This is a genomic window from Priestia sp. J2, from assembly GCF_020790095.1.
GTDB classification, from domain to species: Bacteria; Bacillota; Bacilli; order Bacillales; family Bacillaceae_H; genus Priestia; species Priestia zanthoxyli.
Window position 1 is genome coordinate 3,615,969 of record NZ_CP086208.1, and the last position, 17,032, is coordinate 3,633,000.

The 17,032-nt window shown below is 39.4% G+C and carries 21 protein-coding genes; 5 read left to right on the top strand and 16 right to left on the bottom strand.

Going from position 1 to position 17,032, the window contains the following annotated elements; genetic code table 11:
- The first annotated feature begins 225 nt into the window (after positions 1 to 225).
- Positions 226 to 1,542, top strand: coding sequence for a CitMHS family transporter (locus LJY09_RS18755; RefSeq protein WP_028414937.1), 1,317 nt, complete (start codon positions 226 to 228; stop codon positions 1,540 to 1,542).
- Positions 1,543 to 1,875: 333 nt separating this feature from the next.
- Here LJY09_RS18755 and LJY09_RS18760 read toward each other — a convergent pair whose 3' ends face one another.
- Both LJY09_RS18760 and LJY09_RS18765 read right to left on the bottom strand, forming a co-directional pair.
- Positions 1,876 to 2,559: a hypothetical protein gene (locus tag LJY09_RS18760; RefSeq protein ID WP_223546210.1), complete on the bottom strand. Its 684-nt coding sequence runs from the start codon at positions 2,557 to 2,559 to the stop codon at positions 1,876 to 1,878.
- Positions 2,560 to 2,701: 142 nt separating this feature from the next.
- Complete coding sequence (locus LJY09_RS18765) at positions 2,702 to 3,154, bottom strand: hypothetical protein (protein WP_028414939.1); 453 nt, start codon at positions 3,152 to 3,154, stop codon at positions 2,702 to 2,704.
- A 200-nt stretch (positions 3,155 to 3,354) separates the two neighbouring features.
- On the opposite strand from LJY09_RS18765, the gene LJY09_RS18770 reads away from it, so the two are divergent.
- A complete protein-coding gene (locus LJY09_RS18770; RefSeq protein ID WP_028414940.1) occupies positions 3,355 to 3,597 on the top strand; it encodes a hypothetical protein in 243 nt (80 codons plus the stop codon).
- A gap of 85 nt (positions 3,598 to 3,682) precedes the next feature.
- Here the strand turns inward: LJY09_RS18770 and LJY09_RS27725 are convergent, their stop codons facing one another.
- The 4 genes from LJY09_RS27725 to LJY09_RS18785 all read right to left on the bottom strand — a co-directional run bounded on the left by LJY09_RS27725 (position 3,683) and on the right by LJY09_RS18785 (position 6,023).
- Positions 3,683 to 3,817, bottom strand: coding sequence for a hypothetical protein (locus LJY09_RS27725; protein WP_255256922.1), 135 nt, complete (start codon positions 3,815 to 3,817; stop codon positions 3,683 to 3,685).
- A gap of 139 nt (positions 3,818 to 3,956) precedes the next feature.
- Positions 3,957 to 4,601 carry a Bax inhibitor-1/YccA family protein gene (locus LJY09_RS18775; protein ID WP_014458757.1) on the bottom strand — a complete coding sequence of 215 codons (645 nt, stop codon included), beginning with the start codon at positions 4,599 to 4,601 and terminating at the stop codon, positions 3,957 to 3,959.
- A 145-nt stretch (positions 4,602 to 4,746) separates the two neighbouring features.
- Positions 4,747 to 5,328, bottom strand: coding sequence for an ATP-dependent Clp endopeptidase proteolytic subunit ClpP (clpP, locus tag LJY09_RS18780; protein ID WP_028414941.1), 582 nt, complete (start codon positions 5,326 to 5,328; stop codon positions 4,747 to 4,749).
- 29 nt (positions 5,329 to 5,357) lie between these two features.
- The gene (locus LJY09_RS18785; RefSeq protein ID WP_028414942.1) at positions 5,358 to 6,023 is read right to left on the bottom strand and encodes a sigma-70 family RNA polymerase sigma factor; all 666 of its coding nucleotides are present in this window, start codon (positions 6,021 to 6,023) and stop codon (positions 5,358 to 5,360) included.
- A gap of 152 nt (positions 6,024 to 6,175) precedes the next feature.
- On the opposite strand from LJY09_RS18785, the gene LJY09_RS18790 reads away from it, so the two are divergent.
- Complete coding sequence (locus LJY09_RS18790; protein ID WP_028414943.1) at positions 6,176 to 6,715, top strand: DUF2199 domain-containing protein; 540 nt, start codon at positions 6,176 to 6,178, stop codon at positions 6,713 to 6,715.
- A 39-nt stretch (positions 6,716 to 6,754) separates the two neighbouring features.
- Here LJY09_RS18790 and LJY09_RS18795 read toward each other — a convergent pair whose 3' ends face one another.
- From LJY09_RS18795 to LJY09_RS18805, 3 genes are all read right to left on the bottom strand, one after another.
- The gene (locus tag LJY09_RS18795; RefSeq protein WP_099331227.1) at positions 6,755 to 8,005 is read right to left on the bottom strand and encodes a C40 family peptidase; all 1,251 of its coding nucleotides are present in this window, start codon (positions 8,003 to 8,005) and stop codon (positions 6,755 to 6,757) included.
- Between the two features lie 179 nt (positions 8,006 to 8,184).
- Positions 8,185 to 9,384 carry an MFS transporter gene (locus tag LJY09_RS18800; protein WP_028414945.1) on the bottom strand — a complete coding sequence of 400 codons (1,200 nt, stop codon included), beginning with the start codon at positions 9,382 to 9,384 and terminating at the stop codon, positions 8,185 to 8,187.
- Positions 9,353 to 9,805: a MarR family winged helix-turn-helix transcriptional regulator gene (locus tag LJY09_RS18805; protein ID WP_013058498.1), complete on the bottom strand. Its 453-nt coding sequence runs from the start codon at positions 9,803 to 9,805 to the stop codon at positions 9,353 to 9,355. Before LJY09_RS18805 ends, LJY09_RS18800 begins: the two co-directional genes overlap by 32 nt.
- Positions 9,806 to 10,058: 253 nt before the next feature.
- On the opposite strand from LJY09_RS18805, the gene LJY09_RS18810 reads away from it, so the two are divergent.
- Positions 10,059 to 10,487 (top strand): hypothetical protein, encoded by a 429-nt coding sequence (locus LJY09_RS18810; protein WP_028414946.1) that lies wholly within the window; start codon positions 10,059 to 10,061, stop codon positions 10,485 to 10,487.
- A 14-nt stretch (positions 10,488 to 10,501) separates the two neighbouring features.
- Here the strand turns inward: LJY09_RS18810 and LJY09_RS18815 are convergent, their stop codons facing one another.
- From LJY09_RS18815 to LJY09_RS18830, 4 genes are all read right to left on the bottom strand, one after another.
- Positions 10,502 to 10,879 (bottom strand): hypothetical protein, encoded by a 378-nt coding sequence (locus tag LJY09_RS18815; protein WP_098999649.1) that lies wholly within the window; start codon positions 10,877 to 10,879, stop codon positions 10,502 to 10,504.
- Positions 10,880 to 11,028: 149 nt separating this feature from the next.
- Positions 11,029 to 11,679, bottom strand: a complete 651-nt coding sequence (gene sigH / locus LJY09_RS18820; RefSeq protein WP_049165990.1) for an RNA polymerase sporulation sigma factor SigH — start codon at positions 11,677 to 11,679, stop codon at positions 11,029 to 11,031.
- Positions 11,680 to 12,064: 385 nt separating this feature from the next.
- Positions 12,065 to 12,220, bottom strand: coding sequence for a DUF3934 family protein (locus LJY09_RS18825; RefSeq protein WP_162837669.1), 156 nt, complete (start codon positions 12,218 to 12,220; stop codon positions 12,065 to 12,067).
- 77 nt (positions 12,221 to 12,297) lie between these two features.
- Positions 12,298 to 12,498 (bottom strand): cold-shock protein, encoded by a 201-nt coding sequence (locus LJY09_RS18830; RefSeq protein WP_013058502.1) that lies wholly within the window; start codon positions 12,496 to 12,498, stop codon positions 12,298 to 12,300.
- Between the two features lie 482 nt (positions 12,499 to 12,980).
- On the opposite strand from LJY09_RS18830, the gene LJY09_RS18835 reads away from it, so the two are divergent.
- Positions 12,981 to 13,655 carry a hypothetical protein gene (locus LJY09_RS18835; RefSeq protein ID WP_098999648.1) on the top strand — a complete coding sequence of 225 codons (675 nt, stop codon included), beginning with the start codon at positions 12,981 to 12,983 and terminating at the stop codon, positions 13,653 to 13,655.
- A gap of 41 nt (positions 13,656 to 13,696) precedes the next feature.
- Here LJY09_RS18835 and LJY09_RS18840 read toward each other — a convergent pair whose 3' ends face one another.
- From LJY09_RS18840 to LJY09_RS18850, 3 genes are all read right to left on the bottom strand, one after another.
- Positions 13,697 to 13,810: a YjcZ family sporulation protein gene (locus LJY09_RS18840; protein ID WP_098999647.1), complete on the bottom strand. Its 114-nt coding sequence runs from the start codon at positions 13,808 to 13,810 to the stop codon at positions 13,697 to 13,699.
- Positions 13,811 to 13,999: 189 nt separating this feature from the next.
- Positions 14,000 to 15,388 carry an amino acid permease gene (locus tag LJY09_RS18845; protein WP_033579977.1) on the bottom strand — a complete coding sequence of 463 codons (1,389 nt, stop codon included), beginning with the start codon at positions 15,386 to 15,388 and terminating at the stop codon, positions 14,000 to 14,002.
- A 41-nt stretch (positions 15,389 to 15,429) separates the two neighbouring features.
- Complete coding sequence (locus LJY09_RS18850; RefSeq protein ID WP_099331228.1) at positions 15,430 to 16,824, bottom strand: amino acid permease; 1,395 nt, start codon at positions 16,822 to 16,824, stop codon at positions 15,430 to 15,432.
- Positions 16,825 to 17,032 lie beyond the last annotated feature (208 nt).

A 17,032-nucleotide genomic window follows, 5' to 3' on the forward strand; every position in this document is an offset into this window, starting at 1 on the left:
ATAAAAAATTTTTATGAACTTTCTAAAAAAACCTATATTTCCTTTATTTTTCAAAATGTACTAACATGAAAACAAGAAACATCAGCGGGGGTAAAGAGCGGCTTTAAAAATTCTTAATAATCAAACTACGGCTCATACATGGGGATGAGAGATGTTAGTCACGTTTTTTTACTCTAAAAGTAAACGCTTTCAAAGAAAAGAGGGAAAATAAAGGAGGTTGTTTGAATGCTAGCACTACTAGGTTTTACAATGATTATTGTCTTTACGTATCTCATTATGTCAAAAAGGATGTCTCCTATCGTAGCTTTAATGGTTATTCCACTTCTTTTTGCGGTGATTGGAGGGTTTGGCAAAGGCGTCGGAGACATGATGCTAGAAGGGTTAAAACAAGTAGCTCCGTCAGCTGCGATGCTGCTGTTTGCCATTTTATACTTCGGCGTTATGATTGATGCCGGCCTGTTTGATCCATTAATTAAGCAGCTGTTAAAAATCGTAAAAGGCGATCCGCTCAAAATCGTGATTGGAACCGCTCTTCTATCGCTTTTAGTTGCACTAGACGGAGACGGTACAACTACTTATATGATTACGGTTTCTGCTCTTCTTCCACTGTATAAACGTTTGAATATGAGCCCGTTAGTGTTAACGACGGTTGCGATGCTTTCTCTTAGTATTATGAGCAGCATGACGCCTTGGGGAGGCCCGGCTACTCGCGCGATTGTTGCTCTTAACCTCGATGCATCAGAGTTCTTTATTCCACTTCTTCCAACGTTAATTGGCGGAGCTTTGTGGGTGATTTTTACAGGCTATATTCTTGGAAAAAAAGAGCGCAGACGACTTGGTGCTATTGACATCGAGCAGTTTGAATTAAAAAGCTCGCTTGCTTTTGCTGAAGACGCGTCTTTAACTTCTCAAGAAGATATTACGCAGCCTAAAAAAATCTGGATTAACTTAGCCTTAACCATTGCACTTATGGTCGTATTAGTTTCTGGTATTTGGTCCGTTTCTGTTTTATTTATGATTGGTTTTGCGCTTGCTCTTATGATTAACTATCCAAAACTTGAGGATCAAAAAGAACGTTTAATGGCTCATGCAGGCAACGCGTTAACCGTTGCAGCCCTTGTCTTTGCAGCTGGTATTTTTACAGGAATACTCTCCGGCACTAAAATGGTGGACGAAATGGCAAGCCTGTTAATTCATTTAGTTCCTGATTCACTCGGTTCGTTTTTACCAACAATCGTTGCTTTAACAAGCATGCCGTTTACATTTGTGATGAGTAACGACGCCTATTACTTTGGTGTTTTACCAATCTTCGCTGAAACTGCTGCTTCTTACGGAATTGATCCAATGGAAATTGCGCGAGCTTCAGTACTCGGACAACCTGTTCATCTATTAAGTCCACTCGTTGCCTCTACTTTCTTACTTGTAGGTATGGTAGGTGTTGATCTTGGTGAACATCAGCGCTTTGCATTTAAATGGGCCGTTTTAACGTCTCTTGTTCTCATTGTCCTTGCTATTGTCACAGGCGCACTTACGCTATTTTAATAGGGAATAAAAGCTGCTATAGCTTTTTATTAATAAATTCTACATGATAGGTGGAGGTACTTCTAAAATGTATGTGATTACGTGTTATGTCAGAAAAGGTGAAATGAAAATGTACGAGTTTGATAGTAAAGAAGAAGCGCTTTCTCAGCTCAAAAAGCTGAAAGGCTGCAGTATTCTTTCAGAAGTTGCTTACTTTAATGATTCATCGGTTATTCCGATAGCTATTTAATTATGCACCACTCAACCCTATAGGTACAAATTTGATAAGCTTCCTTTCGCTCAAAAGGAAGCTTCTTTTTTATGTTCTTCTCAAGCTCCGGCCCTTTTCTCTCATCAACGTTTTGTTACGTCTGGTTCGTTTTGTTTCCTTGCTTCAATCATATGAATAATTCGATTAGTATGTGGAGTTAATGCTGTACATTTTTGATAGAAGGCTCCGTCTACAACAAGCAGCTCTTCGTCCATCCCGCAAAACTTGCAGCGGAGCTCTTGTGGTCCTGCGTATGAGGTGTGATAAACACTATCGTTAAAGATGGTATAAAAAGTATTTCGTTGCTGCGCGTCGTAAAAGCCATATTCTTTATTACTGTCATCACGGTAGTTAACTCCATAGTTCCGTTCAAATTCTTCTTGAGTAAACCCATCCTGCAAAAGTTCATTTTGTACTAGTGCTCTTAAACAATCCTCTATTTCTTCGTCGTTAAATGAACAATTATGTGCGTAAACATTCAGTTCTTCAGTGCTGTTCTCTTTTACCATCACTTCACTGCCGCAAATCTTACAGGGGTGTTTAGGACGCTGTTGATCAAAGTAAGAGAGAGTTTGTACCTTTTCCACTGCTATTTCATCGCTCACCTTTTTAAATTTGATCATCACATTTTCTGTTTGACTAACGTTTTCGTTATACAACATCACTTCATATTCATCTATATTCTTTCCGTTTTCTTTTCGACTCGAATGCTCCATTACTTCATACGAAGAAATGGTAAAAAACTCGTTAAAATTCACCACTAGCATGCATCCTTCCAAAAAATTTGCGTTCTCTATGTACCTGCTCTATACTACCATTTTTTCAAAGGCTCGCACCACTAAACGAACTTCTTTTAAATTCATGCATGTATAGCAGTTCACTATAACTCCCAAATATCCGATCAGTTCGCTATTTCACATTCACATCAAATAAATAAGTTGCCTTTCCATGAGGCCATTTACCCGATACTTCGTAAAGATAGTAACCGCTCTTTGAAGACACTTCAATATGATTATCCGTTATTTTAATTTTTTCTTTTTGATTATTTTTGTTTAGTTGATAAATTGTAAGTTTTGGATTGTTTTTTAGTAGAATTGTAACTTTGGTATCTTTCTCTAGCGTGAGGTCATCAAATTCTTTAGCAACCTCTTTTGGTGAGTAAGAATCCGTTTTGGTTATGTGCGCACCATCGTCACCGTTCCATTCATATTCTCCTACTCGCATTTCATACTCTTTGTCATTAACCACAATGCTTCCTGACACTGGAACTTGTTCATCATTAGGTGTAGATACATTGACCTTTTCTTGGTTGCAACCAACTAGTAAGAAAAAGAATAACGATGTAAGAACTACTTTATTCATACTTTCCCTCCTCTTAAGACTCGCTCTTCTCCTCATCTTATTTTTCATCACAAATATATAATACCAAAAATATCCATAAGAGAAACCATGAAAAATCGTCACAATTATGATTTACATCAATCTGTTTGGTTACAACCCCTTATGCATATTCTTTTACTATGCGGCATACGTAACACTAACCCTTTTATAAGGAGGATTCCATGAATACGTATATAATCATCAGTATTGGCGTTGCTGCCAGCGCATTTTTATTTCGTAAATATCGAAAGCAAGTCGTTGAAATATATACAATCAGTGAATTTATTCATGCTAAAAACGGCGCGGTCGCTACAGGCTTTACGTGGCTTGAAAAGTTTTTGAAAGAACCTTACGCTACCGGACCAAACTATGAAAAAACAGAGGATGACGTTAGCGAGGATGAAGATGGGGATGGCGGAGAATAACTAAAACAAAAAAAAGAGATTGTGATATAACTACATCAATCCCATCTAAAGATCAACAGATTGGATACATGAGGTGGACTGCTTATTATACCGCTGTTGATTTCCGTGCAAGGCTTCGCTTTCCGCGGGCGGCCGCTGAGCCTCCTCGTCGCTTCCGCTCCTGCGGGGTCTCACCTATTCCGCTTCTCCCGCAGGAGTCTCCGCCTTGCCCTCCAATCAACAGCTAGAAGCATCTAAATGGATGACACCTACGCTCATCCTACCAATAAAAAATCCGAACGAAGTTGATTCTCCATCAAGAATCTTCATCGTTCGGATCGCCCTTCAGTTAGAACACTTTTGTCCCAGCCTATTTCTTATTAATCATCGCTGCCTAAAATACCAAAAAAGCGAAGCAAGTTGATGAATAGATTAATAAAGTCTAAATAAAGAGATAGTGCCAGCAGTGGAACAAGCTCTTCTGTAATTTCACCATGCTTCATTTTGTTAAAATCATATAGTACGTAAAGTGAGAAAACGATGGTACCAATCACTGAGAATGCCATAAGTCCAGGCGTTGTTAATGGACTAAACAGCGAGAAAATGCTGATGCACACTAATGCTAACAGCGCCACTAATAAAAAGCTGCCTAAAAACCCTAAATCTTTTTTTGTTTTTGCGCCAATTACACCCATCACCGTAAAAATAACGAACGTGCTTCCAAACGCATAAAGAACGACTTGCGCTCCCGCTACTGATGCATAGTAGCTGACAATCGGAAACAGCGTGATGCCTGATATAAATGAAAAAGCATATGTAAAGCCATATCCTACGCTTTTTTTCTTTCGTAACATAAATGCGGCAACCAGCATCACAATTTCAGCAATCGCTAACGGAAGGAAATAAGCCGGCGGCACATATTGACCTACGTATAAGCCAACTGTTGAAATAAATAACGAAAAAATAAATGTGACTAATACTTTTTGAAACAGAGACCGCTGCTCTACTCCAATCACTTCTTGCATGTGTAAAACCTTCTTTCTAAAATCTGTTATATTTTATATAATACCTACCTTTTCAAGAAAAATAAAGATAATACTAAGGTCTTTTTTCTTATTTCTATAGACAAGAAAGCATAGACGCTGCCGTCTATGCTTTCTTGTCACCTCTTTATTTCGGCAACAGAATACCATCGATAATTCCGTACTCCCTTGCTTCTTCAGCACTCATGAAATAATCTCGTTCCGTATCGTTTGCCACTTTTTCAACCGGCTGTCCCGTTCGTGTTGATATGATTTCATTAATATGCTGCTTCAATTTTAAAATCCGCCGAGCGCTAATTTCAATTTCAGTCGCCTGCCCTCTAGCTCCTCCTAGCGGCTGATGAATCATAACTTCACTATTTGGAAGTGCATAGCGCTTTCCTTTTGCTCCTGCTAGGAGAAGCAGTGCGCCAAAAGAAGCGGCCATGCCCGTGCAAATTGTTTGAACGTCCGGCTCAATGTACTGCATCGTATCATAAATCGCAAACCCTGCGGAAGTCGAACCTCCGGGGCTGTTAATATACAGTGAAATATCTTTTTTAGGATCATCTGCCGCAAGAAATAAGAGCTGCGCGACCACGCTGTTAGCAATATGATCATTGATTTCATCACCAATTAAAATAATCCGGTCTTTTAACAGCCTCGAATAAATATCATACGAACGTTCACCGCGGTTGCTTTGTTCAATTACATATGGAATGGTACTCATATATATCCTCCTTGTCACGCGTAATATGGCTATGCAGCCATGCAGAGAGTGCATGTCGGAGTATACGTTGGTTTTTGAATGACGCTTTTTAAGGAAGGCAACTCCCGAATCAAAAGTGCTGGGTCCTGCGCTTCTAACGTTTTATAAAACAGTTCTGACAGCTTTTTACGCTCTCTTTCATCCCAAAAAGAATCTGTAGAAAACGGCTCACTGTCTTTTTCTAATCGCTGCTTAGCACGATGTAAATTGCTTTTCACCGCTGTTTCTGACGTTTGTAAAATCGAAGCGATCTCTTTCAGCTGATAGCGAAAGCCTTCTTTTAAGAAAAAGATAACCGCTTGCTTCGGCGTAAATTGACTAAGCAGCAGTTCGACCGAGTGTCCCTTACTATCAAACGCATGCTTATCGGCTTGTTGTTCCAAAGCTTTTTCTTCGACTATTCCTTCACGCTTTCGTTTTCGCAGCAGGTCAATCCAGTGGTGGTACGCAATTTTATTTAACAGCGCAGAAGACAAATTGTGCTCTTCGCCTTTATATCGCTGAGCTTTTAAAAACGTTTCTTGCGCGATATCATCTCCGTCCCACACATTTTGTGCTAAAAAGCGGCAGTACTGCTGCAGTTTTGGGTAATGCTCGTTCCAGCAAGCCTCATCAAAGCTTTCTGTTTGTTTTTCAATTTTTTTTGAATGTGACATGGTTTTCACTCCTTTTGCACTCTCTATTTACTAAACGATTAAAGGAAATTCAAAAGATACGGGGAATCAAACTTTTTTATACATTATACGCTTAAGCAGCCATTTTTTTGTATTATAATGAAGATACTTTTATCTAAGGAGTCTAAAATGATATGCGAAGAAGACGATTATACGGCAAAAAGAAAACGAACAAACTTCACTATAAAGACTTAACTTGTGAACACCCTCTGCCCGCTTTGCCTATGAGTTATACAAGTGAAGCTCCTTTTTACTATTATGAGGCGTCAGAAGACGAAAAACAAAACGACTTTGAACTATATTCAGAGATTTGTATCATGAATCAAGAACATTTTTTCGTCAGAGGCTGCGTTGAAATTCCCGTTCTTAATGAAGAAGACCCTTTCATTTGGAACATTTGGGTTTCTTTAAGCGAAGAAAATTTTCATCGAATGATAAATTTATGGGAAAGTGACGAAAGAGAACATGAACCGCCTTATTTCGGCTGGTTTTCAGTTTCAATTCCAGGCTATCCTGAAACGTTAAATTTAAAAACAAATGTGCATACAAGACCTGTTGGAACGAGACCTCTCATTGAATTAGAACCAACCGATCATCCTTTAGCCATCGAGCAGCGGGAAGGGATAACTCTAGAGCGAATCAAAGATATACAAAAACAATTGGCTACCTATTAAAAAACCAAGACAGCCCCAGACTGTCTTAGTTTTTTACCTTTATGGCATGCGCTTTGCTCCGTAGTATTTAGGCGCCCAGTAGCTGTCTACTTTATAGTTTGTAATTTTCACGCCCTCAGATGTGGATACGTGAACGACATAGTCATTTCCAATATAGATAGATGGAATAAGTGAACTTCCTTCAAAAAAGACGAGATCTCCCGGCTTCAAGTCAGATTGTGAAATGGTTTCTCCTGCTTCCCACTGCTGACTTGCATAGCGCGGAATGTCTTTTCCAGCTGCTTCTTTATAAATGTATTGAACAAAACCTGCTGTATCAAAGCCTGTAGAAGGACTTGTCCCACCTTGTGCGTAAGGTACTTCTCCTACATATTTAAGAGATTCCGTCACAAATGGATTGTCTTTTGACAGCGATAAGTCATCGTAGCGCCTTGCTCCGGCGTACTTAGACGTCCAGTAGCTGCTTGTTAGGTAATCAACCGTCACATTTTCGCTGCGCTTGGCGTGAATAAACTGATTGCCGCCTGCGTAAATGCCTACGTGTGAAATCCCTTCACGATACGTGTCTTTAAAAAAGATAACGTCTCCTGGCTTTAAATCTGCCCGTGCAACTTCTTCTCCAACTTGCCACTGCTGATCGGTTGATCGCGGAAGGTAGACGTCCGATGCATGTTGAAATATATAGGCAACAAATGCGGAACAGTCAAAACCGTCTGTTGGCGACTCGCCTCCAAATACATATGGCGTGCCGAGATGTTTTAATGCTTCTGCAATGACTTCATTATCTTTTGCAATTTCCGGTGCTCCTGTAATGCGCTTTGCTTTGGCGAAATGTGATGACCAATAATCACTGCTTGAAATGTTTTTCACCACGACTTTTCCGTCTGAAGAAGATGCATAAATCATCTCATCGTCTCCGATATAAATAGCGGCTACGTTCACTTCACCGTTTTCATTAGTGTCAAAAAACAATACATCACCCGCTTGCAGCTCGTTTTTATCAACGTCTGTCCCAAGCTCTGACTGTTCTTTCACGGAACGAGGCAGCGTTGTATCCAGCGCTTGCTTAAACACATATTGAACGAAGCCAGAGCTGTCAAACCCTTCGCTTAGCGTCTCTCCTCCAGATGTATAATCGGCTCCTTCATACGTTTTTGCTTTACCAGCAATCACGTTTTCATCTGTAGCAGCCTGTACTTGCACAGCTTTTTCTGCAGGAAAAGCGCCTTCATAAAAAGTGGCAAGACTAAGCCCTAACGCTGTGACCATAAGAGGTTTCATTACTTTCATGTTTGTTCTCCTTTGTTTTTTATTTCATCCAAGAAGTTTTATATGTAAATGGTTCCCCTGTTAAAGTATGGTGCAGATGGATAGGAATTGGCTAGTACCTTTTGACTTAAATATGCTTCCCTTCCAAAGTCCTGTAAAAAATCCATAAAAAAACTCGGCGCATATTACGCCGAGCTTTTTTATTTCATGCCCACCTGGATATTTGCTGCTTTTTGTTTTTGACGTAAATTTGCAATCCACTTATAGTAAAGCGTAATTAACAGAACAAAAATTCCTAGCGCAAAGTACAGTTTCGAATAGCCTAAAGCGCCTGCTGCAATTCCTAATACAAACGAACCAACTGCAATCCCGCTATCATAAAACGTAAAGAATGTAGCAGTTGCATATGCGCTTCGGTGAGCAGGCGCCGCTTGAATCGCAAGCGTTTGGAAGCTAGGAAGCAGCGTTCCATACCCTAGTCCTACTAACGCACCTGAAAACAGCAGCATCCAAGAAGAATGTGTAAAGCTTAAGCTAAATAGACCAATCGCAAAGACAATACACGATGGAATAATCACAATGTTTGGGCCAGATTTATCAAATAATCTTCCTGTAAACGGTCGTGAAATCAGCATCGCAGCTGCGAATACGACAAAGAAAAAGCTTGCTGTTTTAATTAATCCAAGCGACTGTGCGTACACAGAAATAAACGAAATAATACTTGCATACGAAAAAGAAACGAGAATACCTACAGATGAAATCGGCATGGATTTCTTTTCAAACAAGTCGCTCAGTGAAAATGATTTCTTCACTGGCGAAGCAGCGTTTTCTTGAAGATTTTTGACCATCATTCCACACAGCCAGCCAACGAGCATAATCACGCCAAATACAAGGAAAATAATGTTGTATGCCATGTATTGATGAAGCGTTAATGCTAAAAACGGCCCTGCAACTACAGCTAAGTTCATTGACATTCCGAAGTAGCCAAGCCCTTCTCCTCGTCGTTTAGCGGGAACTAAATCCGCTGCAATCGCTCCGGTGACGGTTGTCGCTAAGCTGAATGAAATTCCTTGAAAGAAGCGCAGTAATAAAAGCACGTTAAAATGGTGGATAAACATATATAAGAAGGAAGAAAGCGCAAAAATGAGGGTACTAAATACAAGCGTTTTTTTCTTTCCAATGTTTTCAATGACTTTCCCTGAAAACGGTCTAACAATAATCGCAGATAATAAAAAGATGGTAACAACAAGCCCTGCCTGCGTACTCGTGCCGTCCAAGGCGTCTAATACATAAATCGGCAGCAGCGTCAGCAATGCATAAAACACGACAAAAATAAAAAAGTTGGTAATCGCAATGCTGATAAAGCTTTTAGTCCAGATTGGCTCCTGCTGGTTCGTCATTCATTTCACCCTTTTCTGTAGATTTACAAATTTTCTTTAATAACGAAATAAGCTGATCCTGTTCGCTGTCGGATAAAGCAATCAGCAAATTTTCTTCCAAACGTTCAATTTCTTGCTGAATTTCTGGAAGCTTTTTCTTCGCTTGAGGAGATAAATAAACGATGCGCTCTCGTTTATCACTGCCTGCTTTTCGCACAATCCATCCGCTTTTTTCAAGTCTTGTTAACGTGCGGGTAACCGTTGGCGCTTCGACATTTAAATACTGCCAAATCTCTGTTTGCGTCATCGAACCGAATCGCTTTAAACAAAATAAAATTGAATACTGTGAGCTGTATAGCCCGTACGCCTTTAACACTTCATTTACTTCTTTAATAGACAATCTCGACTTTTGATGAAGTTCATGAAACACCAAGTTATTCACTTTTCCCACCTCACCTTTTCATTTTATTTACCTAGGTAACTAATTGCTCTTTTATTAGTATATGTGCTGCTAGTTGATGTGTAAAGGCGGCCAAAAAGAGTAAAAATCAGCTGTTTTCTCTCATTTTCTACTAATGATTTACGCTTACACTTCTGTTTTCTTATTATTTCGTATCACGAAACTTTTTGTATAGATTTACATGCACCTGCAAACTCTGTTAAAGAAGACGAAACAATATGCGGGAGGCTGGTATATGTTTTCACTGCGCGGCGATGCTCATAAAGTCTACCTTAAACTGAAAAAAGCGGCTCATCAAAACCAAAACGCAGAAGATATTGATGAATTAGCGGAAATGGAAGAAATTCGGCAGCTTTACCTTACGCTCGACAGCGCTATTTTACGAAAAGTGTATTACCGAATGACCAAAGAAAAAAACGGCTCCGGCGTCATCCCTATCCTTGTTTCTGCCTTGCCCTGGCTCTTTTTTTTATTTTCGCAGCGGCTGCAGCAATTTTTATTTAAAGACGGCAGCTGGCTTTGGATTATTTTTGTCGTGCTGTATGTTTTTATTCTCATTCCAAGCGTGTTTCTTCATTTCCGTGAACAATCGTGGGCTTCTGTTCATATTGAAATTATTCAAGACATTTTAAAAGATCGTGAAAAAGAGCCGAAACCCCTTTGAGGTCCGGCCCTTTTCTATTCATGTAGCTTATTCATCACTTTTGGAATGACGTGAGACAGTAAAAACCTACCTAAAAGAATCAGCAGGTAAATCATAATGAATTGAAAAACAATGAACACATGATGCGTATGTGCCCAAGCAAGCATATGAGTCGTAGAATAAGCCAATACAACAATTAATAGTAAAAAACACAGTACGTATAAAATACGCTTACCCCAAGAGGTAGCTTTTATTTTCTTTTTAATAAGCCTGCGATGTTGAATTCCCTGTAAGCATATGTAGAGGGTCAATACAAATGTAAGCATATCTCGCCTTACGAAAAAAAGAATAAGTCCGATTCCTACAATCATCCACGTTAGCTTGTCATAATGCTTGTCTAGAAAGAAAAACATAAAATCCTCCTTCGAAATTAACGTGCTATTAGTTTAACACATAAAGGAAATTATGGTAAAAACCTAAATTTGCTAAATATTTCAGTGCAGAATAGACACCTATTCAATAAAAAAAGAACCTTATTATCCAATAAGGTCCTCTTTACCTATTATGAAATAGCTTGTCTGCTTTCTACGTCTCGACCTAACTTTCTTTTGATACGCTGCAGCGCGTTGTCAATTGACTTGACGTGCGTGTTTAATTCTTTCGAAATTTCAGCGTATGAATGGCCGTCCATATACAGCGTCAATGCTTTTCTTTCCAATTCACTAAGTGTTTCCGCAATTTTTAACTCGCGGTCTTCCACTTTTTCTTGATGAATCAGCACCGCTTCCGGATTAGCAATTTGATCGCCAGGAATCATATCCATCAGCGTATAGTTTGATTCTTCATCATACAGAGGCTTGTCCAATGAAATGTACGAATTTAACGGACCGTGCTTTTGACGAGTAGCCGTTTTAATCGCCGTAATAATTTGTCTTGTGATACATAACTCCGCAAACCCTTTAAAAGATGTTAGCTTGTCTTCGTTAAAGTCTCGAATTGCTTTGTACAGTCCAATCATTCCTTCTTGGACGATGTCTTCTTTTTCAGCACCAATCAAAAAGTATTTTCTTGCTTTTCCCCTTACAAGATTTTGATACTTATTGATTAAATACTCCAATGATTTTTCGTCTCCGCTGTGAACCATTTCAACCAAAACATGATCTTCTAACATAGCATAATTTTGAACTTTTTCAATTACGATGCCTGCGCTCACTCATATCCCCCCGTTACACTTAGTTGAGTTTTGATGTGTTCTAAACTGATGCATGATCTACTTACTACGACGCTACTGCAATACGGTCCAGAAACGTAAAAAGCGTACAGAGTAAACTGTCGCTTTCCTCTCTCACTTTATGCTCCCCTGCATCTTTCTATAATCTATTATAAAGAAGTATAACCGATAAAAATCAAAAAGGTTGTCGAAATATGAAAGTGTTTGCAAAAAAAATCAATTTTTATAGAAAATTCACACAAATCACTTTATTATTTCATATAGTGACAGCAATCTGTCAAAAAAGCAATAAAAAAATAATTCCATATGAAATAAACTTACTCAAGCAGAGTAAGTCGAAGTTGCAGATGATACTGCGCATATAGGATTAGTTGCCTTCCGGCTTATCAGCATTTTTTGTTCCCTTGCTTTTATAAGGCTTTGCATTTTTCTTCTTTTTTGCACTCGCCTGCCAGCGGTTCCACCCTTTTTTGCCGGTGCCTCGCCCCGTGCCACCTTTACCTTTTGCTTTACTCATACGTATTCCTCCGTTACCTGCGTGTTTGCTACAATAAAAAAAGACCCCGTCCAAAGTCGGAGTCTTTTTTGGATTGCATAAAATTATGCTTTTACAACGTTAGCAGCTTGTGCACCGCGTTGACCTTGCTCGATGTCGAAAGTCACTTTTTGACCTTCGTCTAAAGATTTGAATCCGTCGCCTTGAATTGCGCTGAAATGTACGAATACATCTTCTCCGCCTTCAATTTCGATGAAACCGAAACCTTTTTCTGCATTAAACCATTTTACTGTACCTTCAGTCATACTATTTCCTCCAGTGGTGGAATTACTCCACACATATATTACTACCCTTGCTCAATCGTACTATTTCCAGATAAAAATTTCTATTGAAGAATATTTCTCTTCTTTCAATTTCATACCGAACAAAAATAATTAACCTTAGTGTAACATATCAATTTAGAAATAGCAAGTTTCTGTTCTAAGACAGGCTTTATCCTAATTATGTATCTGTTAAAACCCTCTGTGTAAGCTTTGAGGCTACCGACATTTCTGGATTGTGATGCGCCATAAAGTTTTTTCATTCTGCAATATGTATCATTTGCACAAAAATAAATATTTCATATCCTGTTTTCTAAGAAACTACGACGCTTATAAATGGACATGCACATTTTTTATCAATTTATTTTCCACTCTCTCTTCTCCCATGCAATAAAATAACCATTAATTACAAAAAAAGATAATAATAGTATATAATGATACGTGATTTATAGCTAAGGAGGAACAACATGATTCGTGAACGATCACTTTTGATAAAAGGACTCATCTTTTTACTAGCTGTTTTTATCTTAAATATCCCTTTCCCTAACTCAGCGCCGCTTATTAATTCTGTCTTTTCTTTTTTAGGCCTTCCCATTTATGGAAATGAAGAAACAATGACGGGATTCTATTATGCTAACAATGCTTGGGCAATCATACTTTTAATAAGTCTTTTTTTACTTTATAAAAGTTTAAACCGTCATCGTTTAAAACTAACGATTTTAGCTGCATTCATCGTTACTTCCGGCCCTGGGTTTATGATTGAAGTCATGCAAAAGACCGTGTTGTCAGGAATGTATGCTGTTTCTTACGATGCTGAAAACAGCAGTTGTACATTCGAGACTAATAAAAGAGAAACCATATTAACGGGAAACTGCAAGCTTTCCTTTGAAAATAACCGCTCAAAGCCTGTTACGTTTGAATTGGCAATTGATAAGCGCGCTTTTTTTGAAGATGAACAGCCTTTTTTACAAATGATGAATAAGCCTAAACTTCATACCATTACGTTAGAATCAAAGGGGTATCAAACTGTAGAAATTACTTCATCTGTCAAAGTAGCTGATTTACCCTCTAAACTCTATATCGGAGAAATGAACGGCTTTCACGTAAACATTTATCAAAACGGGAAAAAGCGTTATTTATAAGCATTGAAAAAAGCCCTTATAGGGCTTTTTAAATGAGTGAATTACCAGCCAAGGCCTCCGCCGTAGCAGCTGCAGCCGATGATTACTAATAAAATAAATAATACAACTAATAAAGCAAAACCAGATCCATGACCATATCCAGCGTTTCCAGACATACGAACACTTCCTTTTCTTTAGTTACTCTTTCCTCAAGAAAAACGCCGCTTGCATTTCGCTTGAGTTGGATTATCTTATGCCTGAACACGCCGATTTGACTCTGGTTTTTTCTTTTTTCTTTTTCCTTCTTGCCATGCACCTCATTAGTAAAAAAAGAAAATGCTTTTCAGCCCCTCTTACAAAATCATTTATTTCACTAGCTTACGTCTTTCAGAAGACCGTACTTCCGTGCGCTTTCCGATACCTAGTACATAGTAGCTCAGCACGACAATAGCTAAAAAGATAAGCCCGACAATCAGCGATATGCGCGTTTCATCATTAAACCACATGCCTACAAGCACCATAAGTAAAAACGCGATGGTTACGTAGTTCGTCACAGGAGCAAAAGGCATTTTAAATGGATGCTGATCCATCGCCGCTCCTTTTGCTTTTCGAAAACGAATTTGACTAATAAGAATGACAAACCATGGAATCATACCTGGAAGCACGCTCGCGCTGTACACGTACACAAAAACATTTGGCGGAGCAATATAATTTAAGACAACGCCCGCAGCTAACCCAATCATTACCGCAACGGTACTATAAATAGGTACACCGTTTCGAGAAACCTTTGTAAAAAACGCTGGAGCCTGTCCGTTTACGCCTAACGTATAAAGCATGCGTCCTGCGCTGAAAATTCCGCTGTTACATCCAGACATTGCCGCTGTAATGACCACAAAGTTAATGATTCCCGCAGCTGCCGTAATCCCTACTTTCGCAAATGTAGAAACAAACGGACTGCCGAGTGAGTCCAGCTCGTTCCACGGATATACCGTTACAATGATAAAGATGGCACCGATATAAAAGATTAATATACGCCAAATCAAGCTTTGAATCGCGCTTGTTAACGTTTTTTTAGGATCTTTGGCTTCTCCTGCTGTAATTCCAATAAGCTCTACTCCTTGATAGGCAGCAATCACAAGCGACAGCGCAAAGAAAAAGCCGGACCATCCGCCTGTAAAGAAACCGCCGTTTGCCCACAAATTCGATAGTCCAAGCGCTTCTCCCCCGTTTCCAAGACCGAAGAAAACAAGGCCAAGACCGGCAATAATCATGAGAACAATCGTCACGATTTTAATCATTGCAAACCAAAATTCAAACTCTCCAAACGATTTTACTGAGATTAAATTTGCCGCACCGAGAATGATCATGGCGATAATTCCCGGAACCCACGCCGGCAAATGCGGGAACCAGTACTGCATATAAGCTCCGACGGCAATAATTTCTGCCATGCCGACAATGACCCACTGAAACCAGTTGCTCCAAGCCGTAATGTAGCCAGCTAACGGGTGAATATATTTATGACCAAATGTCGCAAATGAACCCGTACTTGGCTCTAAGTAAAGCATTTCACCCATTGCACGCATAATAAAGAAAATAAAGACGCCGCAAATAGCATACGCAAGCAGGACGGATGGCCCCGTCCATTTAATGGTGCTTGCTGAACCCATAAATAACCCTACCCCGATCGTTCCTCCAAGAGCAATCATTTGAATATGACGAGATTCAAGCCCTCTTTTTAACTCTTTGTTTGCCAATTTACTTCCTCCTAGCCCCTCGTGATGATTTTCTCTTCTATTTAAGAGATTCTTTTATTCCCCTGTCCTGATAGGGAATGATCATCTTTTTTCTTTTTCATAAAGAAGTACGAACATACCACAAATACAGCAATCAGCAGCGTGAGATAAAACTGAGTGCGAAGTGAATCAATAAATGCCATCGCAATAAAGATACTTGTGATTGCCGCAATCGTTCCATACGTTAAATAAGGAAACAGCCACATTCTGATTTTTAAAGCTTCTGGCTTTTCTTTTTCGTATTTCTTTCTCATGCGAAGCTGTGAAAAAGCAATAACAAGGTACACAAGAAGCGCTACGCCTCCAGATGCATTTACTAAAAATAAAAAGATTTTATCAGGTGAAAGATAGTTAAAACCAACGCTGATGTAAGAAATCACGGTACATCCTACAATGGCATTAAACGGAATGCCTTTTTTATTCACTTTCAAAAACATGCGCGGCGCGTCTCCTTTTTGCGCCATTGAGTAAAGCATACGAGAACTCGTATATAGACCTGAATTTAAGCAAGAAAGAACAGCAGTCAGTACGATAAAGTTCATAATTTGAGCAGCTGCCGGAACGTTTACCAGCTCTAATATCGAAACAAACGGACTTTTCATCAAGCTTGAAGAATCCCACGGAAGGATTGTTACTAAGATTAAAATGGACCCAAGATAAAAAATTAAAATACGATAAATAACGGTATTTGTTGCGATGGTGATCGCTCGCTCAGGCTGAGCCGATTCTCCAGCCGCTGTTGCGACAATTTCTGTTCCCATAAAAGAAAACATCACAATCGCCACTCCTAAAAAGACGGAGCTGATTCCATTTGGAAGAAATCCTCCTCTATGAAGAAGGTTCGACGCTCCCGGAGACTCTACTCCCGGCATTAAACCGAGGATGATCGCTCCCCCTAAAAGTAAAAACAGCACTAAACTAACTACTTTAATAAGCGAAAACCAGTATTCAAATTCACCAAATGATTTAACAGAGTATAAGTTCGTTAACGTTAATAAAAATGTCAGGAGCAGACTCACACCCCAAGACGGTAGAGATGGAAACCAGTATTGAATAATCGTTGAACCAGCAATCGCTTCAACAGCAATAACAATTACCCAGAAAAACCAGTATAGCCAGCCGATTGTGTAGCCAGCCCACGGTCCAAGCGCTTCTCTGGCATATGTCGCGAACGAACCGCTTGAAGGATTAGCCGTAGACATTTCCCCCAGCATTCGCATCACTAAAATCACCAGCAAACCGGCAAACGCGTACGAAAAAATGGAACCAGGACCTGCTGCGTTAATAAGCGATCCGCTTCCAATGAACAAACCGGCACCAATGATTCCTCCTAAAGAAATCATGGTTATGTGTCGAATTTTTAATTCTTTTTTTAACTCAGGCGGTTGATGACTCATATTAAAATCCTCCTCATAGAAACCGTCATTTAAAGAATTACACGTTCTTCGCATCGCGCGTTAAATATGTAAGCCCTTACAAAATCATGGACAAATAACTGCCGTTTTCCTACCCTCCTTCTATCTGTGCATGCAAATGAAGCTTTCACTTAACGCAAAAGTCAGCTTCATTCGACAAAATCACTTTTCGAATTATATGATAATTTAT

Bases quoted from the DNA above. Each gene is read 5' to 3' on its own strand.
- LJY09_RS18755 (WP_028414937.1), top strand. From the start codon at position 226: ATGCTAGCACTACTAGGTTTTACAATGATTATTGTCTTTACGTATCTC.
- LJY09_RS18760 (WP_223546210.1), bottom strand. From the start codon at position 2,559: ATGCTAGTGGTGAATTTTAACGAGTTTTTTACCATTTCTTCGTATGAA.
- LJY09_RS18765 (WP_028414939.1), bottom strand. From the start codon at position 3,154: ATGAATAAAGTAGTTCTTACATCGTTATTCTTTTTCTTACTAGTTGGT.
- LJY09_RS18770 (WP_028414940.1), top strand. From the start codon at position 3,355: ATGAATACGTATATAATCATCAGTATTGGCGTTGCTGCCAGCGCATTT.
- LJY09_RS18775 (WP_014458757.1), bottom strand. From the start codon at position 4,601: ATGCAAGAAGTGATTGGAGTAGAGCAGCGGTCTCTGTTTCAAAAAGTA.
- clpP (WP_028414941.1), bottom strand. From the start codon at position 5,328: ATGAGTACCATTCCATATGTAATTGAACAAAGCAACCGCGGTGAACGT.
- LJY09_RS18785 (WP_028414942.1), bottom strand. From the start codon at position 6,023: ATGTCACATTCAAAAAAAATTGAAAAACAAACAGAAAGCTTTGATGAG.
- LJY09_RS18790 (WP_028414943.1), top strand. From the start codon at position 6,176: ATGCGAAGAAGACGATTATACGGCAAAAAGAAAACGAACAAACTTCAC.
- LJY09_RS18795 (WP_099331227.1), bottom strand. From the start codon at position 8,005: ATGAAAGTAATGAAACCTCTTATGGTCACAGCGTTAGGGCTTAGTCTT.
- LJY09_RS18800 (WP_028414945.1), bottom strand. From the start codon at position 9,384: ATGACGAACCAGCAGGAGCCAATCTGGACTAAAAGCTTTATCAGCATT.
- LJY09_RS18810 (WP_028414946.1), top strand. From the start codon at position 10,059: ATGTTTTCACTGCGCGGCGATGCTCATAAAGTCTACCTTAAACTGAAA.
- LJY09_RS18815 (WP_098999649.1), bottom strand. From the start codon at position 10,879: ATGTTTTTCTTTCTAGACAAGCATTATGACAAGCTAACGTGGATGATT.
- LJY09_RS18830 (WP_013058502.1), bottom strand. From the start codon at position 12,498: ATGACTGAAGGTACAGTAAAATGGTTTAATGCAGAAAAAGGTTTCGGT.
- LJY09_RS18835 (WP_098999648.1), top strand. From the start codon at position 12,981: ATGATTCGTGAACGATCACTTTTGATAAAAGGACTCATCTTTTTACTA.
- LJY09_RS18840 (WP_098999647.1), bottom strand. From the start codon at position 13,810: ATGTCTGGAAACGCTGGATATGGTCATGGATCTGGTTTTGCTTTATTA.
- LJY09_RS18850 (WP_099331228.1), bottom strand. From the start codon at position 16,824: ATGAGTCATCAACCGCCTGAGTTAAAAAAAGAATTAAAAATTCGACAC.